We start from the raw sequence: 18658 nt of genomic DNA on the forward strand, positions 1-18658 counted from the left end.
ATGGGCGTCATCGGGGCGCCCGCGCGCCCCGATGCTTGGCTATGGTCGTGTTTATTCGATCCAGCCCTTTTCCTTGTAATACTTAGCTGCGCCGGCATGCAGCGGAGCCGACAGGCCGTCCTTGGCCATTTCCTCAGGTTTGAGGTTGGCAAAAGCCGGATGCAGTTTCTGGAACGCTTCAAAGTTGTCAAACACTGCCGCAACCACGGTATACACCGCCTCTTCCGAGACGGCATCAGAGCTCACCAAGGTCGCGCCGACACCAAATGTGGCCACGTCTTCGTCGCTGCCGCGGTACATGCCGCCGGGAATCGTCGCTTTACGGTAATAGGGGTTTTCTTCGATCAGCTCCTGAATTTGGGGGCCATCCACATTCACCACGACGCTGTCACAGGCAGTGGTTGCCTCTTGGATCGTACCGGAGGGGTGACCAACCGTGAACACGATCGCATCCACCTGATTGTCACACAGCGCAGCGGATTGTTCTGCCGGTTTCAATTCCGCAGCCAGCGCAAAATCGTCTTTGGTCCAGCCCTTCTTTTCCATCACGATCTCAAAAGTGCCGCGCGCACCCGATCCCGGATTGCCCAGGTTCACGCGCTTGCCCTTAAGATCGTCAAACGTCTTGATGCCGCTGTCGCTGCGCGCCACAACGGTAAACGGCTCGGGATGGATCGAGAACACGGCGCGCAGACCCTCGAACGGGCCATCGGCTTCAAAATTGTCGGATGTACCTTTGAACGCATGATACTGCCAGTCGGACTGTGCAACCCCAAACTCCAGCTCACCCGCGCGAATCGTCTTGATATTATAGACAGAGCCGCCGGTGGATTCGACCGAGCACCGCACACCGTGGTCCTTGCGCCCCTTGTTCACCAGCCGGCAAATTGCGCCGCCAGTGGGGTAATATACCCCGGTGACACCACCGGTACCGATGGTGATGAACTCCTCGGCATATGCCGCCGGAGCCATGAACGCCGCCGCAGCAATCGCGCCCAGGGTCAGCTTGGTTTGATGTTTCATTAGATGTCTCCCGTAGATAGTTCTTTTTAACGACATTTGTGCGCCCTGGTCAGGACGCAAAGGAGTTCACACGCCCAGCCATGCGATCATCGCCGGTTTTCCCCTTTCTATCAGAGATTTACACGTATCAAAGAGCCCCCTCGAAGTCTCGCAGGGTTCCACTCGTTGGCTGAGTTGTCAAGCCCGCTAACCCATCCGGCACTTGCTGCGCATGACACTGTACGTTGCCGTATCGCATATCCGGCACAGCAAAACGCCGCCCCTGTTACAGAGGCGGCGCAGGTGTTTACAGCTGATCCGATCAGCGCGCTGGCACGCTATTTGACTATGATTTCCGGCCCCATGAAGGTGTTGGGCAGGAAGGTACTGATGATCGGCACATAGGTCACAATGATCAGAAACACGAACAACACTGCCAGGAACGGTAGAGAGGCCCGCACCACACGCATCATCGGCATTCCGGCGACCCCCGAGGTGACGAACAGGTTCAACCCCACCGGCGGCGTGATCATCCCGATTTCCATGTTGACCACCATGATGATGCCCAGATGGATCGGATCGATCCCCAGCTCGATGGCAATCGGGAACACCAGCGGTGCGACAATCACGATCAGACCCGACGGCTCCATGAACTGTCCGCCGATCAGCAAGATCACATTGACAATCACCAGGAACACCACGGCACCAAACCCGGCAGCCAGCATGGACCCGGCGATTTGCTGCGGGATCTGTTCATCTGTCAGCACATGCTTGAGGATCAGCGCGTTGGCGATGATGAACATCAGCGTGACCGTCAGCTTGCCAGCTTCGAACAGTGTGTCGCGGGTGTCCCGGTGAAAGAAGGCCGTGATCAGCGCGACCGGTTTGTCCAGCAAGGTCAGGTTGCGTTCGCCGTCCGGGCTGGAGAGTGGACCCATGTCACGATACACGAAGCTGGAAATCAGAAAGGCATAGACCGCCGCCACCGCTGCGGCCTCGGTCGGTGTAAAGATGCCACCATAGATGCCGCCCAGAATGATCACGATCAGAAACAGCCCCCATCCCGCGTCGCGGCCAGACGCGAACACTTCGCCCCAGCCCAGCCAATCGCCTTTGGGCAGGTTCTTGGCCTTGGCAATGCCATAGATCGTCAGCATCAGCATGCTGCCAGCCATCAGCCCCGGGATAACCCCGGCCAGGAACATCCGGCCCACCGAGACATCCGTGGCGCTTGCATAGACGACCATCACAATGCTCGGAGGAATCAGGATCCCCAGGGTTCCCGCATTGGCAATCACGCCGGCAGCAAAGTCCTTGGAATACCCGACCTGGCGCATCCCGGCGATGACAATCGACCCGATGGCCACAACCGTCGCCGGAGAAGACCCCGAAAGCGCCGCGAACAACATACAGGCGAACACACCCGCAATCGCGAGACCGCCCGGGAAATGGCCGACGATGGCGATGGCAAACCGGATGATCCGTTTGGCCACACCGCCGGTGGACATGAAACTGGACGCGAGCACAAAGAACGGAATGGCCAGCAAAGTGTAATGCCCCGCCATCGCTTGAAACAGCGTTTGGGCAATCGAGGCCAGCGACGTATCGCTGAGGACCAGCAGAAACACGATCGACGACATGCCAAGACTGATCGCGATCGGCACTCCGATCAGCATCAACCCGATAACCATCAGGAAAAGAACAGCAACTTCCATGGGTTCAATCCCCTTTGTTCATGTGGCTGACTTCGGCCACGGCGTCTTCGGCTTCGTGGCTAACGATCAACCCGTTCGCATCGCCGCGCGCGATGCGCAGGGTGGCCTGGATGAGGCGAAACAGCAGCAGCGCAATGCCGATGGGCAGGATCGCATAGGGGATGAAACGCGGCAGTTTCTCATAGTGTTCGCCCTCGTTCATGATCGGCTCGATCCAACGCAGCCATTCCGGAAACGGGATGTCCACAACTTCATACCAGGCCTGATCGCGCGAGTTGGCAAAGCCGGTCGGGAACCACCGCCCGCTGGTGGAGTCCAGCCCGGCAAACGGAGCCCAGTAGTCCCAGGCCCCTTTCATGACCAGACCCGCGTACAGCACGCAGACGATGGCTGCGAACAGGGCAAGCACCTTGCGCGTCGAAGGCGACAGCAGGTTGACAACCGCGTCTACGCCAAGATGTGCAGTCACTTTCACCGCATAGCTGACACCGAAAAGGACGAGCCATGCGAACAGGAAAGAGGTCGCCTCGAGGCCCCATATCAGCCCGGTATTAAAACCGTAGCGTAAGATCACATTGATAAAGGTGATGATGGTCATCAGGCCCAGGATCAGGGCGATGGCGGATTCTTCGAATTCGTTCACCACCCGGCCCAGCATGGTGTGTGCTTCGTATTTGGACGACATGGTGCCGTGTCCTCCGTTCCATGTTCGGAAATGTCAGGTTCGGCCCTGAACGGGCCGAACCGATACGCGCAGGACGCGCTTAGTTTGTCGCGTTGAACGACTGGGCCGCCGCGATGTTGTCGGCGCCTACGTCGCCCTCGAACTGGGTCCAGACCGGCTTCATCGCCTCTAACCAGGCGGCGCGCTGTTGCGGGGTCAACTCGCGGATCACTCCGCCGGCATCCAGAATCGCTTGCCGGGCAGCGGCGTCTACTTCGCCCACTGCGGCGTTGCGGGTCTCGGTCACTTCCTGAACAATCGTGTTCAGCTGGGTCCGCACCTCGTCTGGCAGACTGTCCCACCAGTCGGTCGAGGTCACCAGCATATAGTCCAGAACGCCGTGGTTGGTTTCTGTGGTGCCGTCCTGCACCTCAAAGAACTTCTGGCCATAGATATTGGACCAGGTGTTTTCCTGCCCATCCACAACGCCGGTTTGCAGCGCGCCGTAAACCTCGGAAAAGGCCATGGGTTGCGGGCTGGCCCCCATGGCCGACATCTGCGCCTTCAGAACGTCCGAGTTTTGAACCCGGAATTTGAGACCATTGGCATCCTCGGGCACCAGAAGCGGCTTGTTTGCCGACATCTGCTTCATGCCATTGTGCCAGAATCCAAGCCCCAACAGCCCGCGGCGAGTCATGGATTCTTTCATCGCCTGCCCGGTGTCCGAGCTCTGGAAGGCATCAACGGCTTCGATGTCTGAGAACATGAAGGGCAAATCGAAGATGCGGAACACCTTGGTGAATTGCTCAAACTTTGACAGCGACGGCGCCGCCATCTGAACATCGCCCTGTAGCATCGCCTCGAGCACCTGATCATCGTTGTACAGCGTCGAGTTCGGGAACACCTCCATGCACATCACACCGTTCATCTCATCGTTCACCCGTTGCTCGAGCAGCGAGGCGGCAATGCCCTTTGGGTGCTTGTCGGTGTTGGTCACATGGGCAAACTTCACAACGATCTCGCCATCGTCGCAAGCGGCAAAGCCTGATGTTGCAGTCATGACAAGAGCGGCCGCCGTGGCGGCGGTGAACATCTTCTTCATCGGTTACTCCTCCCGAAATGTCAGTCAATCCGTGGGGCTATTGCCCCTATGGAACCAGATTCGGCCCCCTGTGCGCAGTGAACCGAATGCAAGGGTTACGCTCAACTGTTTCTACAGGACAGTGAAAATCCGTCATCGATATCATTTATAAACAATACGCTATCAAACATTCCTCACGTCACACCGACGCGGCCCCCGACCGCTTGTGTGCGATTTTCCACACAGACGAACCAAAAACTGTGTGACAACCCACACACGTCTACCGGCGAAAATCCTCCGGGCGGATGCCATATTTCCTCAACTTGTCGTAAAACGTCTTGCGTGGAAGCTTCAGCGTCTCGGCCGCCCGCGAGGCATGTCCGTTCTGCCGCCCGAGTGCTGCGATCAATAATGACCGCTCCACCCGCGCCATCTGTTCGGCCAGGCCCAACTCTGCTGCCTCGAACACCTCCCCGGGCATTCCCAGAACAAAGCGCATGGCGGCACTCATCAGCGAGCGCGCATTGCCGGGCCAGTCCTGCGCCATCAGGGCGGCCATGTGATCGGGTGTCACCTCGGGCGCGGCAAGCCCGGCCTGTTCGCTGGCTTGCTCGACATAGCGCTGAAACAACACCGGAATATCCTCGGGACGTTCGGACAGTGCGGGGATGCGCACCCCGGCGGCTTGCAGGCGGAAATACAGATCGCCGTTCAAGGCATGTGCGTCCAGTTCCGCAGTGCTGCCCGCCATCACGCGCGTCCCGGCTCCGGACTCGAGCGCCTCGAGCAAGGCGATCTGCGTATCGGCAGGCATTTTTCCGATCTCGTCCAGATACAACGTACCGCCATCCGCCGAATGCAGCGCAGCCATCAGCCCTGCCCTGTCCAATCCGGCCGCAGCGCGTTTCTCTAACGCCATACCGGCGCGAGACGAACACAGGTGAATCACCTCGGCCACCTTGGGCACACCGCTGCCCGGCGGTCCACTGACCAGAACGGCCGTATCGCTAAGTGCCAACCGGCGGACCTGCATGCGCAGAGCTTCGACCAGATCCGATGCGCCAAAGATCAACCGCGCAGCCGGATCGCCTGTTTCGGCCCGAAGCCGTTCGGCCCGTGCCTCTAAAACCCTCTGGCGCGCCTGTAGCGCACGGCCAAGCACAGAAATCAGATCCGCAGTCGCGCAGGGCTTTTCTAGAAAATCGAACGCGCCCTGCTCGATCGCAGCCACGGCCATCGGAATGTCGCCCTCACCGGTCAGCAGAACCACGGGCAACTCGTGGTCCATGTCGTGTGCATAGTTCAACAGGTGAAAACCATCCCGGCCCGGCATCCGGATATCGGACAGGATAACACCCGGAAATTCGCGTGTGATGTAATCCTTGGCTGCGACGAAAGATCCCGCAGTCAAAGCCCTCAGGTCGGCGAGATCGAGGGTCTGGGCCAGCGCTTCACGTACTGCGGCGTCATCGTCGACCAACAGGACTTGAGTCAGGACACTCATGCCGCCTGTTCCTCGTGCCAGCGCTCCAGCTGCACTGTAAAGATCGCCCCGCCATCCGGCATGTTCGCCCCGCGAATCTCGCCGCCAAAGCTCTGCACGATCCCGTATGAGATCGACAACCCCAGCCCCACGCCCTCGTCAGACGCGACCGCTTTGGTAGAATAAAACGGTTCGAACATCTTGTCGGGCATATCGATTCCCGGCCCGGTATCCCGCACAGTCACCGTTAACGATTCAGTTTCGGATATCTCAATCAGGATTTTTTTGGAATCCTGCCCGTACATTGCATCGGCAGCATTGGTGATCAGGTTGACAAAAACCTGTCCCAACCGAACTTCGCCCCCCTGCACCCAGACCGAGTGATTTGGGCGGGTATACACGACACTCACCTCGTCACGCCGCAATCGGGCCTCGGTCAGTTCGATTGCGCTGTCCACGATCGCCACAATATCGACCTGCATAGCCGCCTGGTTTTCCTGCCGGGAAAAGGCGCGAAGATTGCGGATGATGCGCCCCATCCGCCGGGCCATATCGGAGATCCGGCGCAGGTTGTCCGACGCCGCATCGCTCCGCCCACGCTCGAGGTACATCGTAGCGTTTTCGGCAAAAGACCGGATCGCCATCAAGGGCTGGTTCAATTCGTGGCTGATGCCCGCACTCATCTGCCCCAACGCGCTAAGTTTACCGGCCTGCACCAGATCGTCCTGCGCCCTCTTCAGCGCCGTCTCGGCCTCCATCCGTTCGCCAATCTCCTGACGCAGATGCGCGTTCGCTGCCGACAGGGCCTGTGTGCGTTTGGCGACACGGCCTTCCAGAACCGCGTTGGCCTGTGCCAATGTCCGTCGCCGCTCGGTGGCCAGAAACAGCATCGCTCCAAAAGCCAGACAGATCGCGGCCACTGCGGACGCCTGCAACCCGGCCAGCCGCCGTGCGGGTGCGGCGTTGACCAGGATCTCACCGGTCAGGGCAACGATCGGCAGATGCCGCTGCAGATGCAAGGCGCGGTTCGGGACATAAGGCCCCCAGCGAATATTCCAAATGTCATGCCCCCCTGTCTGAGTCGCACGAAATGCGAGGGCCGGCCCCTCGGGCGGGGCCAGCCCAACGCCGCTTGCGGGCCGGGTCCAGAACAGCAATTCAAAGCGGTTGGTGATGAATACCTCGCCATTGGCATCGGTAAAGAACACCGCCGGTGCACTGCCGGGCCAGGCCAGTTCGATACTGGCGACATCGGCAACCACCACCACCGCCCCGCGCACCCGGCCGGTCGCGTCAAAGGCCGGAGCAGCGTAATAATAGGCCCGCCGGTTCAGCGGCGGGCGGATCCCGTGATCAGACCCCAAGGCCCCTTGCAACGCGCGGCGAAAATAGGGCGCCTCCGAAACATCGTTTGCCGTCAGCCCGTTTGCACTGACGAGGATACGCCCCGAAGCATCGGCAAAGGCAATATCAAGCGCGGCGGTCTTGTCCGCCATTTCCAGGAGTTGCATCTGCGCATCCGTATGGCGCACCGGATCATCAAGCCCTGTCAGCATCGGATGATCGGTCAGCAGCACCGCAAGTTCCTGATAAACCTGCAACTCGGCACTCAGCCGATCGCTGGCCAGTGTCAAATCGGCCTCGGCTCGCTGGGCCAACTGATCCAGTGCCTGCAAATACCCATAACGCCAGACGCCTCCTGTCAGCACAGACACCGCCAGCAAAAATGCCAGCACCACCCAATACCGATGCGTTCGAGGCCCGTTCATTCTAGTAAGGCTAGCAAACCATCGCAGGACTTGGCCAGCCGCTGGATTTGCACTGTGATAATCCCTGCGCGCCTTGCGCTCGGCCCAGTCCCAAAGTCAGCCATGTCGCGTCGCTCCTCACCCTTATGAATCCGATATGCGCTGTAGCGCTCCTTTTGGCCGCCACTATAGCGGCAGCATCGTGGTCGACTTGATTTCTTCCATCGACAAAAGCGCCGTCACATTGTGCACCCGAACTTCGGAAATCAGCGCCTGATAAAACGCGTCATAAGCACGGGCATTCTGCACCCGCACTTTCAAGATATAGTCGATGTCACCCGCCAACCGGTGCGCCTCCTGCACTTCGGGACGGTCGCGCAGGGCCTTCAGAAAGGCCGCCTGCCAGCTGGCTTCATGTTCCGAAGTGCGGATCAGCACGAAAAAGCACGCCTCAAACCCCAATGCTTCCGCATCCAGCACCACCGTCTGCCGGCCGATCACACCAGCGTCGCGCAGCTTGCGAATACGGTTCCACACCGGTGTCTTGGAACTGCCGACCGCCCGCGCGATCTCATCCAGAGACTGGCTGGCATCGCGTTGCAGTTCGGCCAGAATTTTCCGGTCCACATCATCGATCCGTACGTCCATTCCGATTTCACCCCCTTGTGCAGACCATTCATTCAAACGCTCCGACTACTTGGAACATATGTCCTTATTTGGCAAGGCATCTAGCGTATCATTGGGAAAATTTCCTATATTTGCGCTGAAGATCACAGAAAGAAACCACGATGCCGCGCAAATTTGATCCCAAGGTCGTCACTGCCTCCGATCTGTTGATTGGGGACGTAATCTATTTGGCAGCCAATGACAGTTGGACCCGCAATTTGGCCCAGGCCGAGGTGATCACCGACGAAGCACATGGGCAGTTGCGCCTGCTGGAGGCCGAACAACAGGTCGATCGCGTCGTCGGAGCCTATTTGGCGGACGTGCAGCCGACACGCGATGGCCCGCAACCGACCCATTTCCGAGAGGAATTTCGGCGCACCGGACCCTCAAACTATTTTCACGGCAAGCAGGAAACGCTTGCGCAGCCAAAGGGCTGAGCGGCTGATTTTCGTGGCCACGAAAGGATCGACAAGATGTATAGCTATTCCGAGTTCGACACCGCGTTTCTGAAAGAACGCAACGCCCAGTTCCGTGCCCAGGTCGAGCGCCGCGTTGACGGATCTTTGACCGAAGATGAATTCAAACCGCTTCGGCTGATGAATGGCGTCTATCTGCAGCTGCATGCCTATATGCTGCGTGTCGCCATTCCTTACGGCACGCTGAACAGCGCCCAGATGCGGCAGTTGGCCTTTCTCGCCGAACGGTGGGATCGGGGCTATGGGCATTTCACGACGCGCCAGAACATTCAGTACAACTGGCCCAAGCTCAGCGAGATCCCCGACATGCTGGATGCGCTGGCCGAGGTGGGCCTGCATGCGATCCAGACCAGTGGCAACACCATCCGCAACGTGACCGCGGATCACTTTGCCGGTGCCGCAGCGGACGAGGTTCTGGATCCGCGCCCGGTGGCCGAGCTGATCCGGCAATGGTCGACCGATCATCCCGAATTCCAGTTCCTGGGCCGCAAGTTCAAGATTGCCGTGACCGGCAGCGGCGATGACCGCGCCGTTATCAAAGCCCATGATATCGGTCTGCAGATCGTGCGGCAGGATGGCGAAATCGGATTTCGCGTCCTCGTTGGCGGCGGCCTGGGCCGCACTCCGATGATCGGCAAGGTGATTCGCGACTTCCTGCCCCAGGCCGATTTGTTGCCGTACCTCGAGGCCATATTGGGCGTCTATAACCTGTTGGGTCGACGTGACAACAAATACAAGGCCCGCATCAAGATCACCGTGCATGAACATGGCATCCAAGCCATCCGCGAGCGGGTGGAGACCCTTTTCGAACGTCTGCGCCCCACCTTTGCCGGCGTCGATCAGGCCCGGCTGGATGTGATCGAAAAGGCTTTTGCCCCCCCGTCGCTGCGCAACGCGTCGTTGGCCGCCTACGAGCAGGCATATGACACCGACCCGGTGTTTCGCAGCTGGGCAGATACCAATCTCGCAGAGCACCAGAACCAACAGCACGCCATCGTCACCATCAGCCTGAAAGCGCATGGTGCCACGCCAGGCGACGCCAGCGCCGAACAGATGCGGGCGATGGCCGACCTGGCCGAACAGTATGGTCATAACGAGCTGCGCATCAGCCACGAGCAGAACGTTATCCTGCCGCATGTGCACAAATCGGACCTCCCCGCGGTACATGCGACGCTGAAAGCCTTTGGGTTGGGCACGGCAAATATCGGCCTGATCAGTGATATCATCGCCTGCCCCGGCATGGACTACTGTGCCCTGGCCACCGCCCGCTCGATCCCCATTGCCCAGGAAATCGCCACCCGCTTTGACGAGCTGAAGATCGAGCACGACATTGGCCAGCTCAAGATCAAGATTTCTGGCTGCATCAACGCGTGCGGGCATCACCATGTCGGACATATCGGCATCCTTGGGCTGGATCGCGCCGGAGTTGAAAATTATCAGATCACGCTGGGCGGGGACGGCACCCAGGACACAACCCTGGGAGAGCGCGCAGGCCCCGGATTTTCAGCTGACGCGATCGTTCCAGCAATCGAGCGGCTGATCCAGGGATATCTGGACCTGCGGCTGGATGCGGACGAGAGCTTTTTGCAGGCCTATCGGCGTCTTGGTCTGGCACCGTTCAAATCGGTGCTGTATCCTGAGGCTCGGGCCCATGCTGCTTGATGCCAATAGCTTTTCCAGAACCGGGACGGCCCAAACCCCGGACACAAAAACGCCGCCAGCCACCGACTTGCAAGAGCGGGTGTGCGATCTGAACGAGCGCTACCGTCATCACAGCGCGACGTCTGTGATGCAGGGAGCGTTGCGCGATGCCGGCAATATAGCGCTGGTATCCAGTTTCGGTGCCGAATCGGTGGTGCTTTTACATATGGTCGCGGTGCTCAATCGGCGTACACCGGTTCTGTTCATCGACACGGAAATGCTTTTCACGGATACCCTGGTCTATCAGGCCGAGGTCGCCGAGCGGTTGGACCTGCGCAATTTGCGGATCATCCGCGCCAATGACATCGCATCGCGCGACCCGGACGGAACCTTGCACCAGCGTGACACAGATGCCTGCTGCGCACTGCGCAAAACCGAACCGCTGAACCGGGCGCTGGATAGATATGACGGCTGGATCACCGGGCGCAAACGGTTTCAATCGGGCACCCGTGCTGCGTTGGACTTCTTTGAGGTCGACGAGGGAACCAGCCGGATCAAGGTCAATCCGCTGGCTCATTGGGCCCCCGACGACGTGCGCGCCTATATGGACGAGAACCGCCTGCCCCGGCACCCGCTGGTGGCAAAGGGGTATCCCTCGATCGGCTGCGCGCCCTGCACTTCGCCGGTGGCCGCTGGCGAAGACCCGCGCGCCGGCCGATGGCGCGATCAGACCAAGGACGAATGCGGCATCCATTTTGTGAACGGCAAGATGGTCCGGACAGGAGCAACGACATGACAGTGATCGTAACCGATACCGGCTTTGGGCCGGATGACTGGACGCACGGCTATTGTGTGCCCGGCGATGCCGCAAACGACCCCCTGGCGCTGGATCTGGCATCGGACACCGATCCATCCGAGATCGCCCTCCCTCCGGGGCTGAAAATGATCCGCATCGACTTTCCCAACTTTGCAGATGGGCGTGGTTTCACCATTGCACGGCACCTGCGTCTGGCCGGCTACGGCGGTCGTCTGCGCGCCAGGGGACATGTGCTGGCGGATCAATACGCCATGGCCCGCCGGTCGGGGTTTGACGAAGTCGAGATCGACGATGCGCTGGCCGCACGACAGCCACAGGATCAGTGGCTGGCGCGCGCCAATTGGCGCGATCACGACTATCAGACCCGCCTGCGCGGCTGATTGACCTTTCCCTGACCTAAATCAAAGCTTAATCAGAGGTGTCGGCCTAACAGACCGGCAGTGTAAACGATGACAGAGATGACTCCCGTGCCCCAAGCCGCCACCGACGCCACGCCCGTCAAGACACCCGCCCTGCCCGACGCCCAGACCGTTACGGCGGTAAAACACTGGACCGACCGGCTGTTTTCGTTCCGGGTGACACGGCCCAAAACCCTGCGGTTCCGGTCGGGTGAATTCGTCATGATCGGGTTGTTGGGCGATAACGGCAAACCGCTGCTACGGGCCTATTCCATTGCCAGCCCCGCTTGGGATGACGAGTTGGAGTTCTACTCGATCAAGGTGCAGGACGGTCCACTGACCAGCAAACTGCAGCATATCCAGCCGGGCGACGAAATCATCCTGCGCCCAAAGCCTGTCGGCACGCTGGTTCATGATGCGCTGATTCCCGGCAAGCGCATCTGGTTCTTTGCCACCGGGACCGGCTTTGCCCCGTTTGCGTCCCTGCTGCGCGAGCCAGCGACCTACGAGAACTATGACGAGGTCGTCGTAACCCACACCTGCCGCGATGTGGCCGAGCTGGAATATGGGCGCCAGCTGATAGAAAACCTTCGGCAGGACGAGATGATGATGGAATTGCTGGGGGCCGAGAACCTGAACAAGATCCGCTATTATCCAACGACGACGCGCGAACAAAGTCCAAAGATGGGCCGAATCACAAATCTGTTGAAAGACGGCACCGTGTTCGCCGATCTCGGCATCCCGCCGATCAATGCCGAGACCGACAGAGCAATGGTTTGCGGTTCGCTGGGGTTTAACATTGACCTCAAAGAGGTCCTCGAAGGCTTTGGCCTGCGCGAAGGCGCCAATTCCGACCCCAAGGAATACGTCGTCGAAAAGGCCTTTGTCGGCTGATCAACCGGAAAATTGATCGAGTTGCGTTCGTCGTCCGGTCACGATCGCCCCGATCCGCATTCGCCTGACCGCCCAACCCAGGCTGGGCGGTTCCTGTTTCTGTTTAAACGCGCATCACAGATTCAGCGCCGATCTGACCTGATCCAGAATGCCCTTGAGCATATCCGGGTTATCGCGCGCCTGGCCGAGACCGGTTTTCAACGTGGTTTTCTGAACCGCACCGAGGTCCGAACCATCGATGGCCTCGATCACCTTGTCATAGTCGAACCTATCCACGGTCAGCAGTTCGGACAAATTGCTGCTGGCCGCATTGGTTGCGTCGGTTGCCGCCCCTGCCGTATCGGAAGCCGCTGCTTCAGCTCTGCTGGCAGTATCTGACGCCGCTTGGGTCGCGTCACTGGCGACGTCTGAGGCCACTCCTGCGGCATCGCTGGCTGCCTCCGAGGCCGCCTCGGTCACATCATTGGCCGTGTCGGTGACAACCGCCGTTGCATCACTGACCGCATCAGATACGGCCCCTGCCGCGTCGCTACCGGCCTGTTCAGCCGCCTGAACAGCCTCGCTTGCCGCTTCTGCAACCGACTCGGCGGCTTCGGTTGCCGTCTCTGTTGCATCGCTAACAGCTTGGGCGGCATCATCGGCCACTGAAGCGGCCTCATCTTTGACCGCATCGACAACCGCCTGCACGTTCTTGACTGCTTGGTCGACCACGGTCTCCGGCTCGGGCGTGGCCACTTGTTCGGGGGTCGGCGTCACAGTCGCTTCGGGCCGCGTGGGCTGTTGCTGATTGCTGTACCAGGTATATCCCGCAAAAACGACAAGCGCTGCGGCGACGATCCATGTGATTGGCTTCACTTCATTTCCTCCTGAAATTCTGCCCGGCCCGCACGACGCGTGCCGAATGCCCTCTAGGTGGCGCAAGCACGGAGCATGAACAAGGGGGAGCAGGCGCAGATTGCATCATGCGGTTCAGTTCGGCGAAGATTTGCGACTTGAACCGAAGCCCGCCAATAGATAGGTTTGCGCTTCAGATATCGCAACGATCAAAGGACCGATTCCATAGCCCGCAGACCCCACAACGCGCCGCCAACCCGTGACACTGGCCCGCGCGTCAATGAGAACATTCGCTCCCATGAAATCCGCCTGATTGGCGCTGACGGTGAAAACGCAGGTGTCGTCAGCCCCGCACGCGCTATGGAAATGGCCGCCGAAGCCGGTTTGGACCTGGTCGAAATCTCGCCCAATGCCAATCCGCCGGTATGCAAAATCATGGATTTCGGAAAATTCAAATACGAAACCCAGAAACGCGAAGCCGAAGCCCGCAAGAAGCAAAAGATCATCGAGATCAAGGAAGTGAAATTCCGCCCCAACACGGACACGCATGACTATGAAGTCAAAATGCGAAACGTGTTCAAGTTTCTTGAAAACGGCGACAAGGTCAAAGTCACCTTGCGATTTCGGGGTCGCGAAATGGCGCACCAGAATTTGGGGCGTGAATTGCTGGAACGGGTCGCCGAGGACACCAAGGAAATCGGGCGGATCGAGAACTTTCCGAAAATGGAAGGCCGCCAGATGATAATGCTGATCGGCCCCCTGCCGAACAAGTAGAGACGACACCAGGAACTTTATGTTCTGCCAGGTAGACAATAATCAAGATCCCTGTCTTCGGACGGGGATTTTTTTCTTCGACTGTCTGGACTCCCCTTCGGAGGGTACGGGCTGCTTCCCGCTCAAAGAATGGGGGCCAGGGATACCGCCGGCGACTGAAGAGGCGCAGCGACCGCCCCCCGTTCGTCAGGGACCGATTATGAAGCGATCCGGCGAATAATCGTCGCCCAGCCCCAGGTCGGGTTTGCCTTCGTCGAATGCTTGCTCGGACAGATCGGGCAGAAACTCTGCCTTCACCAATGCAAGCGAACGGGTCAGACCGGTTTGCGCATCGACGCCCAGTGGGCTCCAGGTCGCATGACCGTTACGCAAGACCGTTTCCACGGCCGCCAGATCAATCCCCAAAATATTCTGCTTCAACGCGGCGGGACCGGACGCAAGGAAAAGTGGGGCTACGCCACGTCGTTCCAGAGAAGACAGCGGGTCAACCTGTATGGCCAGAACGCGGATCTGAGATTGGGAGACCGGCGTAATGGTCGCCGCAGTCGCAAACAGTGGCAGCGCCGCGAATGCGGCAGCAACGAGAGTGAGTCTGAACAAGTGGATTTCCTCAATACCGGCGATTCTTCTGCGGTTGGGGACAGTTGACACATAAACGTCAAAACAAAAAGACGCCCCATCGGAATGAGGCGTCTTTTGTGAACGGGTGTTGATCTAGGCCGATTTTGCCAGGTTTCTCAGCACATAATGCAGCACGCCCCCATGTTCGATATACTCGATCTCGATGGCGGTATCGATCCGGCACTTCAGCATGACGGTCGTTTCGCGCCCATCCGCATAGGTGATGGTGCACGGCACCTCTTGCAGCGGTTGGATCGTGTCCAGCCCGTGGATCGCGACGGTTTCATCCCCGGTCAGGTTCAACGATTTGCGGGTGTCGCCGCCGGTGAATTCGAACGGGATGACGCCCATGCCAACCAGATTCGAACGGTGGATTCGCTCGAAGCTCTCGGCGATCACGGCCTTGACCCCCAGAAGCGCCGTACCCTTTGCGGCCCAGTCGCGCGACGATCCCGCCCCATATTGTTCGCCACCAAAGATCACCAGCGGAACGCCCGCGTCCTGATAGGCCATGGCGGCGTCGAAGATCGAGGTTTGCGCCCCATCCGGCCCTTTGGTGTACCCGCCTTCGACCCCCTCGAGCATCTCGTTCTTGATGCGGATGTTGGCGAAAGTCCCGCGCATCATCACTTCGTGGTTGCCGCGGCGACTGCCATAGGAGTTGAATTCGCGCACCGGAACCTGACGGTCGATCAGATATTGGCCGGCAGGCGTTGCATCCTTGAACGATCCTGCCGGGCTGATGTGATCGGTCGTGATCATGTCACCCAACAATGCCAGCACGCGGGCCCCTTCGATATTGGTGATCGTCCCAGGCTCGGCGCTCATGCCCTGAAAATAGGGCGGGTTCTGCACATAGGTCGATGTCGGTGGCCAGTCATAGGTCTGGCTGTCGGTGGTTTCGACCGATTGCCATTTCTCGTCGCCCTTGAACACATCAGCATATTTGGTCAGGAACGCTTCGCGAGTGACGGTCTGTTGAACCAGATCCGCAATCTCCTTGGTGGTTGGCCAGATGTCCTTGAGATAGACATCATTGCCGTCCCTGTCCTGCCCCAGCGGATCATTCACCATGTCCACGTTCATGTCACCGGCCAGCGCATAGGCCACCACAAGCGGCGGGCTGGCCAGGTAGTTGGCGCGCACGTCCGGGCTGATGCGGCCTTCAAAGTTGCGGTTGCCGGACAAAACGCTGGTCGCGACCAGATCGCCTGCGGCAATAGCTTCGGACAGTTCTTTCTGGATCGGACCCGAGTTGCCGATACAGGTGGTGCAACCATAGCCCACCAGGTTGAAGCCGATAGCGTCCAGATCCTCTTGCAGGCCAGCGGCCTCAAGATAGGCGGACACGACCTGCGACCCCGGAGCCAGCGAGGTTTTCACCCAGGGCTTGCGGGTCAGCCCCAGCGCACGCGCCTTGCGCGCCACCAGACCCGCACCGATCATCACATAGGGATTCGAGGTGTTGGTACAGGAGGTGATCGAGGCAATTACAACCGAGCCGTCCCGCAGTTCATAGTCTTCGCCCGCGACCTTGATCGATTTGCGCGGGTCCTGCGCCGGAACCGGTGTGGGGCCTTCGTCGGCCATATCCTGCGCCGCCTGATGAGTGTCGATGCCGCGATACTCGGCCACCACGTCCAGAAAGGCCGGGGCCGCCTTGTCCAGTGTCGTATAATCCTGCGGACGCTTGGGGCCGGAAATCGCCGGAACGATCGTGCCCATGTCCAGTGTCAGCGTATCGGTATAGATCGGTGCATAGCCCTCATCACGCCACATGCCATTTTCCTTGGCATATGCCTCGACCAGCGCCACCCGATCCTCGTCGCGACCGGTAGTGCGCAGATACCGCAGCGTCTCGTTATCGATCGGGAAGAAGCCGCAGGTCGCACCGTATTCCGGGGCCATGTTGGCGATGGTGGCCCGGTCCGCGAGCGGCAGATGGTCCAGCCCCGCGCCATAGAATTCGACAAACTTGCCGACGACGCCCTTGGCGCGCAGCATTTCCACGACTTTCAGCACCAGGTCAGTCCCTGTCGTACCTTCCATCATCCTTCCGGTCAGCTCAAAGCCGACGACTTCGGGGATCAGCATCGAAATCGGTTGGCCCAGCATCGCAGCTTCGGCCTCGATACCGCCAACGCCCCAACCCAGCACAGCGGCACCGTTGACCATGGTGGTGTGGCTGTCCGTTCCCACCAGCGTATCGGGATAGGCGACTTCATCGCCGTTCTGATCCACGTCGGTCCAGACGGTCTGCGACAGGTATTCCAGGTTGACCTGGTGACAGATGCCGGTGCCCGGCGGCACAACGCGGAAGTTGTTGAACGCGCCCTGCCCCCATTTCAGGAACTGATAGCGCTCCATGTTGCGCTCATACTCCCGGTCCACGTTCATCTGAAACGCGCGAGGGTTGCCGAATTCGTCGATCATGACCGAGTGGTCGATGACCAGATCGACCGGGTTCAGCGGGTTGATCTTTTCCGCATCCCCGCCCAATGCCACGATACCGTCGCGCATCGCCGCCAAATCGACCACGGCGGGAACGCCGGTGAAATCCTGCATAAGCACCCGGGCCGGACGATAAGCGATTTCGCGCGGATTCTTGCCGCCCTTGGCACCCCATTCAGCAAAGGCCTTGATGTCCTCGACGCTGACGGTCTTGCCGTCCTCAAAGCGCAGCATGTTCTCCAGCACCACCTTGAGTGCGGCTGGCAAGTTGCTGAATTCGCCCAAACCGGCCTGGGTCGCGGCCGGGATCGAGTAATACGAGATTGTCTTGCCATTCACGCTCAGGGTTTTGCGTGTTTTGGCGGTGTCCAGTCCGACTGTGATGGGCATCTGGTGGCCTCCCTCTGAAAAGTCGTGCAAGTTGGGAATTCGCTGCGGGATGTCTGCATCACCCATGGCTTGGGATCAATAGCGATCCTTCAGGTGCGACGATTTTGTATACCATTGTACACCAAAAAATTTTACAATTGTGCGACAGCATCGCGATCCGCAGACAAATTGGTCTCAAGAAACCTTGATTGGCCATGATGGTGGCACACAGTTAGACCAAAAAGACAGTCACAGGAAATCTGGTTACGATGAAACTGATCGCCGCAGCTGCCATGGCTTTGTGCATGTCTCTGACACCTCCTGCATTTGCGCAGAGCAACCCGGTTGTGGTTGAATTGTTCACCTCTCAGGGCTGCTCGTCCTGCCCGCCTGCGGACAAGCTGTTACAGGAACTGGCGCGGCGAAACGACGTCATTCCGTTGGCTTTGCATGTGGATTATTGGGACTATATCGGCTGGAAAGACCTGTTTGCACGCCCTCAGCACGCAGAACGACAGCGCGCCTATGCCCAGGTTGCAGGTCGCCACATGATCTATACGCCTCAAATGATCGTCAACGGACAGGATGACGTGGTCGGCGCTCGTGCGATGGAACTGGCCGATTTGATCGACGCACACCGCTCGACCGCCGCTGTCATCCGGCTGCAAGCAAGCAGAAACGGAGAGCGTATTTCCATCCGCGCCCAGGCGTTGCAACCCGTGCAGGAGCCATTGACAATATTTCTGATCCGCTTCACGCCGCAACACCGCACCGAAATCAAACGCGGAGAGAACGCTGGGCAAGTCCTGAACTACGCAAATGTGGTCGACGATTGGCGCATCCTCGGGCAATGGGATGGAAAAGCAGTGTTTGAAACCAGTACCACTGTCGAAGGCCCTCGACCGGCGGTCGTTCTGGTGCAGAAACCCGGCCCCGGCGCCATCGTTGCTGCCGAGTTGGTAAAGTAATCCGCACGACGATTTCGGGCTGGCATGTTGGCGCTTCCGCATTGTCGATCTGACGA

17 protein-coding genes are annotated in these 18658 nt (G+C 59.3%); 7 read left to right on the forward strand and 10 right to left on the reverse strand.

Annotated features, from left to right (window positions below):
• Positions 1–51 precede the first annotated feature (51 nt).
• The 7 genes from NANH_RS0105710 to NANH_RS0105740 all read right to left on the reverse strand — a co-directional run bounded on the left by NANH_RS0105710 (position 52) and on the right by NANH_RS0105740 (position 8341).
• The gene (locus NANH_RS0105710) at positions 52–1023 is read right to left on the reverse strand and encodes a TAXI family TRAP transporter solute-binding subunit (RefSeq protein ID WP_027261154.1); all 972 of its coding nucleotides are present in this window, start codon (positions 1021–1023) and stop codon (positions 52–54) included.
• 317 nt (positions 1024–1340) lie between these two features.
• Entirely contained in the window at positions 1341–2717 is a 1377-nt protein-coding gene (locus NANH_RS0105715) for a TRAP transporter large permease (protein ID WP_027261155.1), read from the reverse strand.
• A gap of 4 nt (positions 2718–2721) precedes the next feature.
• Positions 2722–3402: a TRAP transporter small permease gene (locus NANH_RS0105720; protein WP_027261156.1), complete on the reverse strand. Its 681-nt coding sequence runs from the start codon at positions 3400–3402 to the stop codon at positions 2722–2724.
• Positions 3403–3481: 79 nt separating this feature from the next.
• The gene (locus NANH_RS0105725) at positions 3482–4483 is read right to left on the reverse strand and encodes a DctP family TRAP transporter solute-binding subunit (RefSeq protein ID WP_027261157.1); all 1002 of its coding nucleotides are present in this window, start codon (positions 4481–4483) and stop codon (positions 3482–3484) included.
• A 259-nt stretch (positions 4484–4742) separates the two neighbouring features.
• On the reverse strand, positions 4743–5966 hold the full coding sequence (locus NANH_RS0105730) for a sigma-54-dependent transcriptional regulator (RefSeq protein WP_027261158.1): 1224 nt from the start codon (positions 5964–5966) through the stop codon (positions 4743–4745).
• Complete coding sequence (locus tag NANH_RS0105735; protein WP_027261159.1) at positions 5963–7714, reverse strand: sensor histidine kinase; 1752 nt, start codon at positions 7712–7714, stop codon at positions 5963–5965. The genes NANH_RS0105730 and NANH_RS0105735 overlap by 4 nt, the downstream gene beginning before the upstream one ends.
• Positions 7715–7879: 165 nt before the next feature.
• Entirely contained in the window at positions 7880–8341 is a 462-nt protein-coding gene (locus NANH_RS0105740; RefSeq protein ID WP_027261160.1) for an Lrp/AsnC family transcriptional regulator, read from the reverse strand.
• A 140-nt stretch (positions 8342–8481) separates the two neighbouring features.
• Here NANH_RS0105740 and NANH_RS0105745 point away from each other — a divergent pair, with 140 nt between their 5' ends.
• The 5 genes from NANH_RS0105745 to NANH_RS0105765 all read left to right on the forward strand — a co-directional run bounded on the left by NANH_RS0105745 (position 8482) and on the right by NANH_RS0105765 (position 12585).
• Positions 8482–8796, forward strand: coding sequence for a DUF2849 domain-containing protein (locus NANH_RS0105745; RefSeq protein ID WP_027261161.1), 315 nt, complete (start codon positions 8482–8484; stop codon positions 8794–8796).
• Positions 8797–8832: 36 nt separating this feature from the next.
• Positions 8833–10497, forward strand: a complete 1665-nt coding sequence (locus NANH_RS0105750; protein WP_027261162.1) for a nitrite/sulfite reductase — start codon at positions 8833–8835, stop codon at positions 10495–10497.
• The gene (locus tag NANH_RS0105755) at positions 10487–11272 is read left to right on the forward strand and encodes a phosphoadenylyl-sulfate reductase (protein WP_074920691.1); all 786 of its coding nucleotides are present in this window, start codon (positions 10487–10489) and stop codon (positions 11270–11272) included. The genes NANH_RS0105750 and NANH_RS0105755 overlap by 11 nt, the downstream gene beginning before the upstream one ends.
• Positions 11269–11673, forward strand: coding sequence for a DUF934 domain-containing protein (locus NANH_RS0105760; protein ID WP_027261164.1), 405 nt, complete (start codon positions 11269–11271; stop codon positions 11671–11673). Before NANH_RS0105755 ends, NANH_RS0105760 begins: the two co-directional genes overlap by 4 nt.
• Before the next feature lie 69 nt (positions 11674–11742).
• A complete protein-coding gene (locus NANH_RS0105765; protein ID WP_027261165.1) occupies positions 11743–12585 on the forward strand; it encodes a ferredoxin--NADP reductase in 843 nt (280 codons plus the stop codon).
• Between the two features lie 114 nt (positions 12586–12699).
• Here NANH_RS0105765 and NANH_RS25610 read toward each other — a convergent pair whose 3' ends face one another.
• A complete protein-coding gene (locus NANH_RS25610; RefSeq protein ID WP_051372256.1) occupies positions 12700–13440 on the reverse strand; it encodes a hypothetical protein in 741 nt (246 codons plus the stop codon).
• Between the two features lie 165 nt (positions 13441–13605).
• Between NANH_RS25610 and infC the strand changes: the two genes are divergently transcribed.
• Positions 13606–14193 carry a translation initiation factor IF-3 gene (gene infC, locus NANH_RS0105775; protein ID WP_245601407.1) on the forward strand — a complete coding sequence of 196 codons (588 nt, stop codon included), beginning with the start codon at positions 13606–13608 and terminating at the stop codon, positions 14191–14193.
• 186 nt (positions 14194–14379) lie between these two features.
• On the opposite strand, the gene NANH_RS0105780 is transcribed toward infC, so the two are convergent.
• Positions 14380–14793 (reverse strand): hypothetical protein, encoded by a 414-nt coding sequence (locus NANH_RS0105780; protein WP_027261167.1) that lies wholly within the window; start codon positions 14791–14793, stop codon positions 14380–14382.
• A gap of 114 nt (positions 14794–14907) precedes the next feature.
• The gene (acnA, locus tag NANH_RS0105785) at positions 14908–17655 is read right to left on the reverse strand and encodes an aconitate hydratase AcnA (RefSeq protein WP_027261168.1); all 2748 of its coding nucleotides are present in this window, start codon (positions 17653–17655) and stop codon (positions 14908–14910) included.
• Positions 17656–17903: 248 nt separating this feature from the next.
• Between acnA and NANH_RS0105790 the strand changes: the two genes are divergently transcribed.
• Positions 17904–18602, forward strand: a complete 699-nt coding sequence (locus tag NANH_RS0105790; RefSeq protein WP_027261169.1) for a DUF1223 domain-containing protein — start codon at positions 17904–17906, stop codon at positions 18600–18602.
• Positions 18603–18658: the final 56 nt, after the last annotated feature.

The organism is Sedimentitalea nanhaiensis DSM 24252, from assembly GCF_000473225.1.
In the GTDB taxonomy this organism is placed as follows: Bacteria; Pseudomonadota; Alphaproteobacteria; order Rhodobacterales; family Rhodobacteraceae; genus Sedimentitalea; species Sedimentitalea nanhaiensis.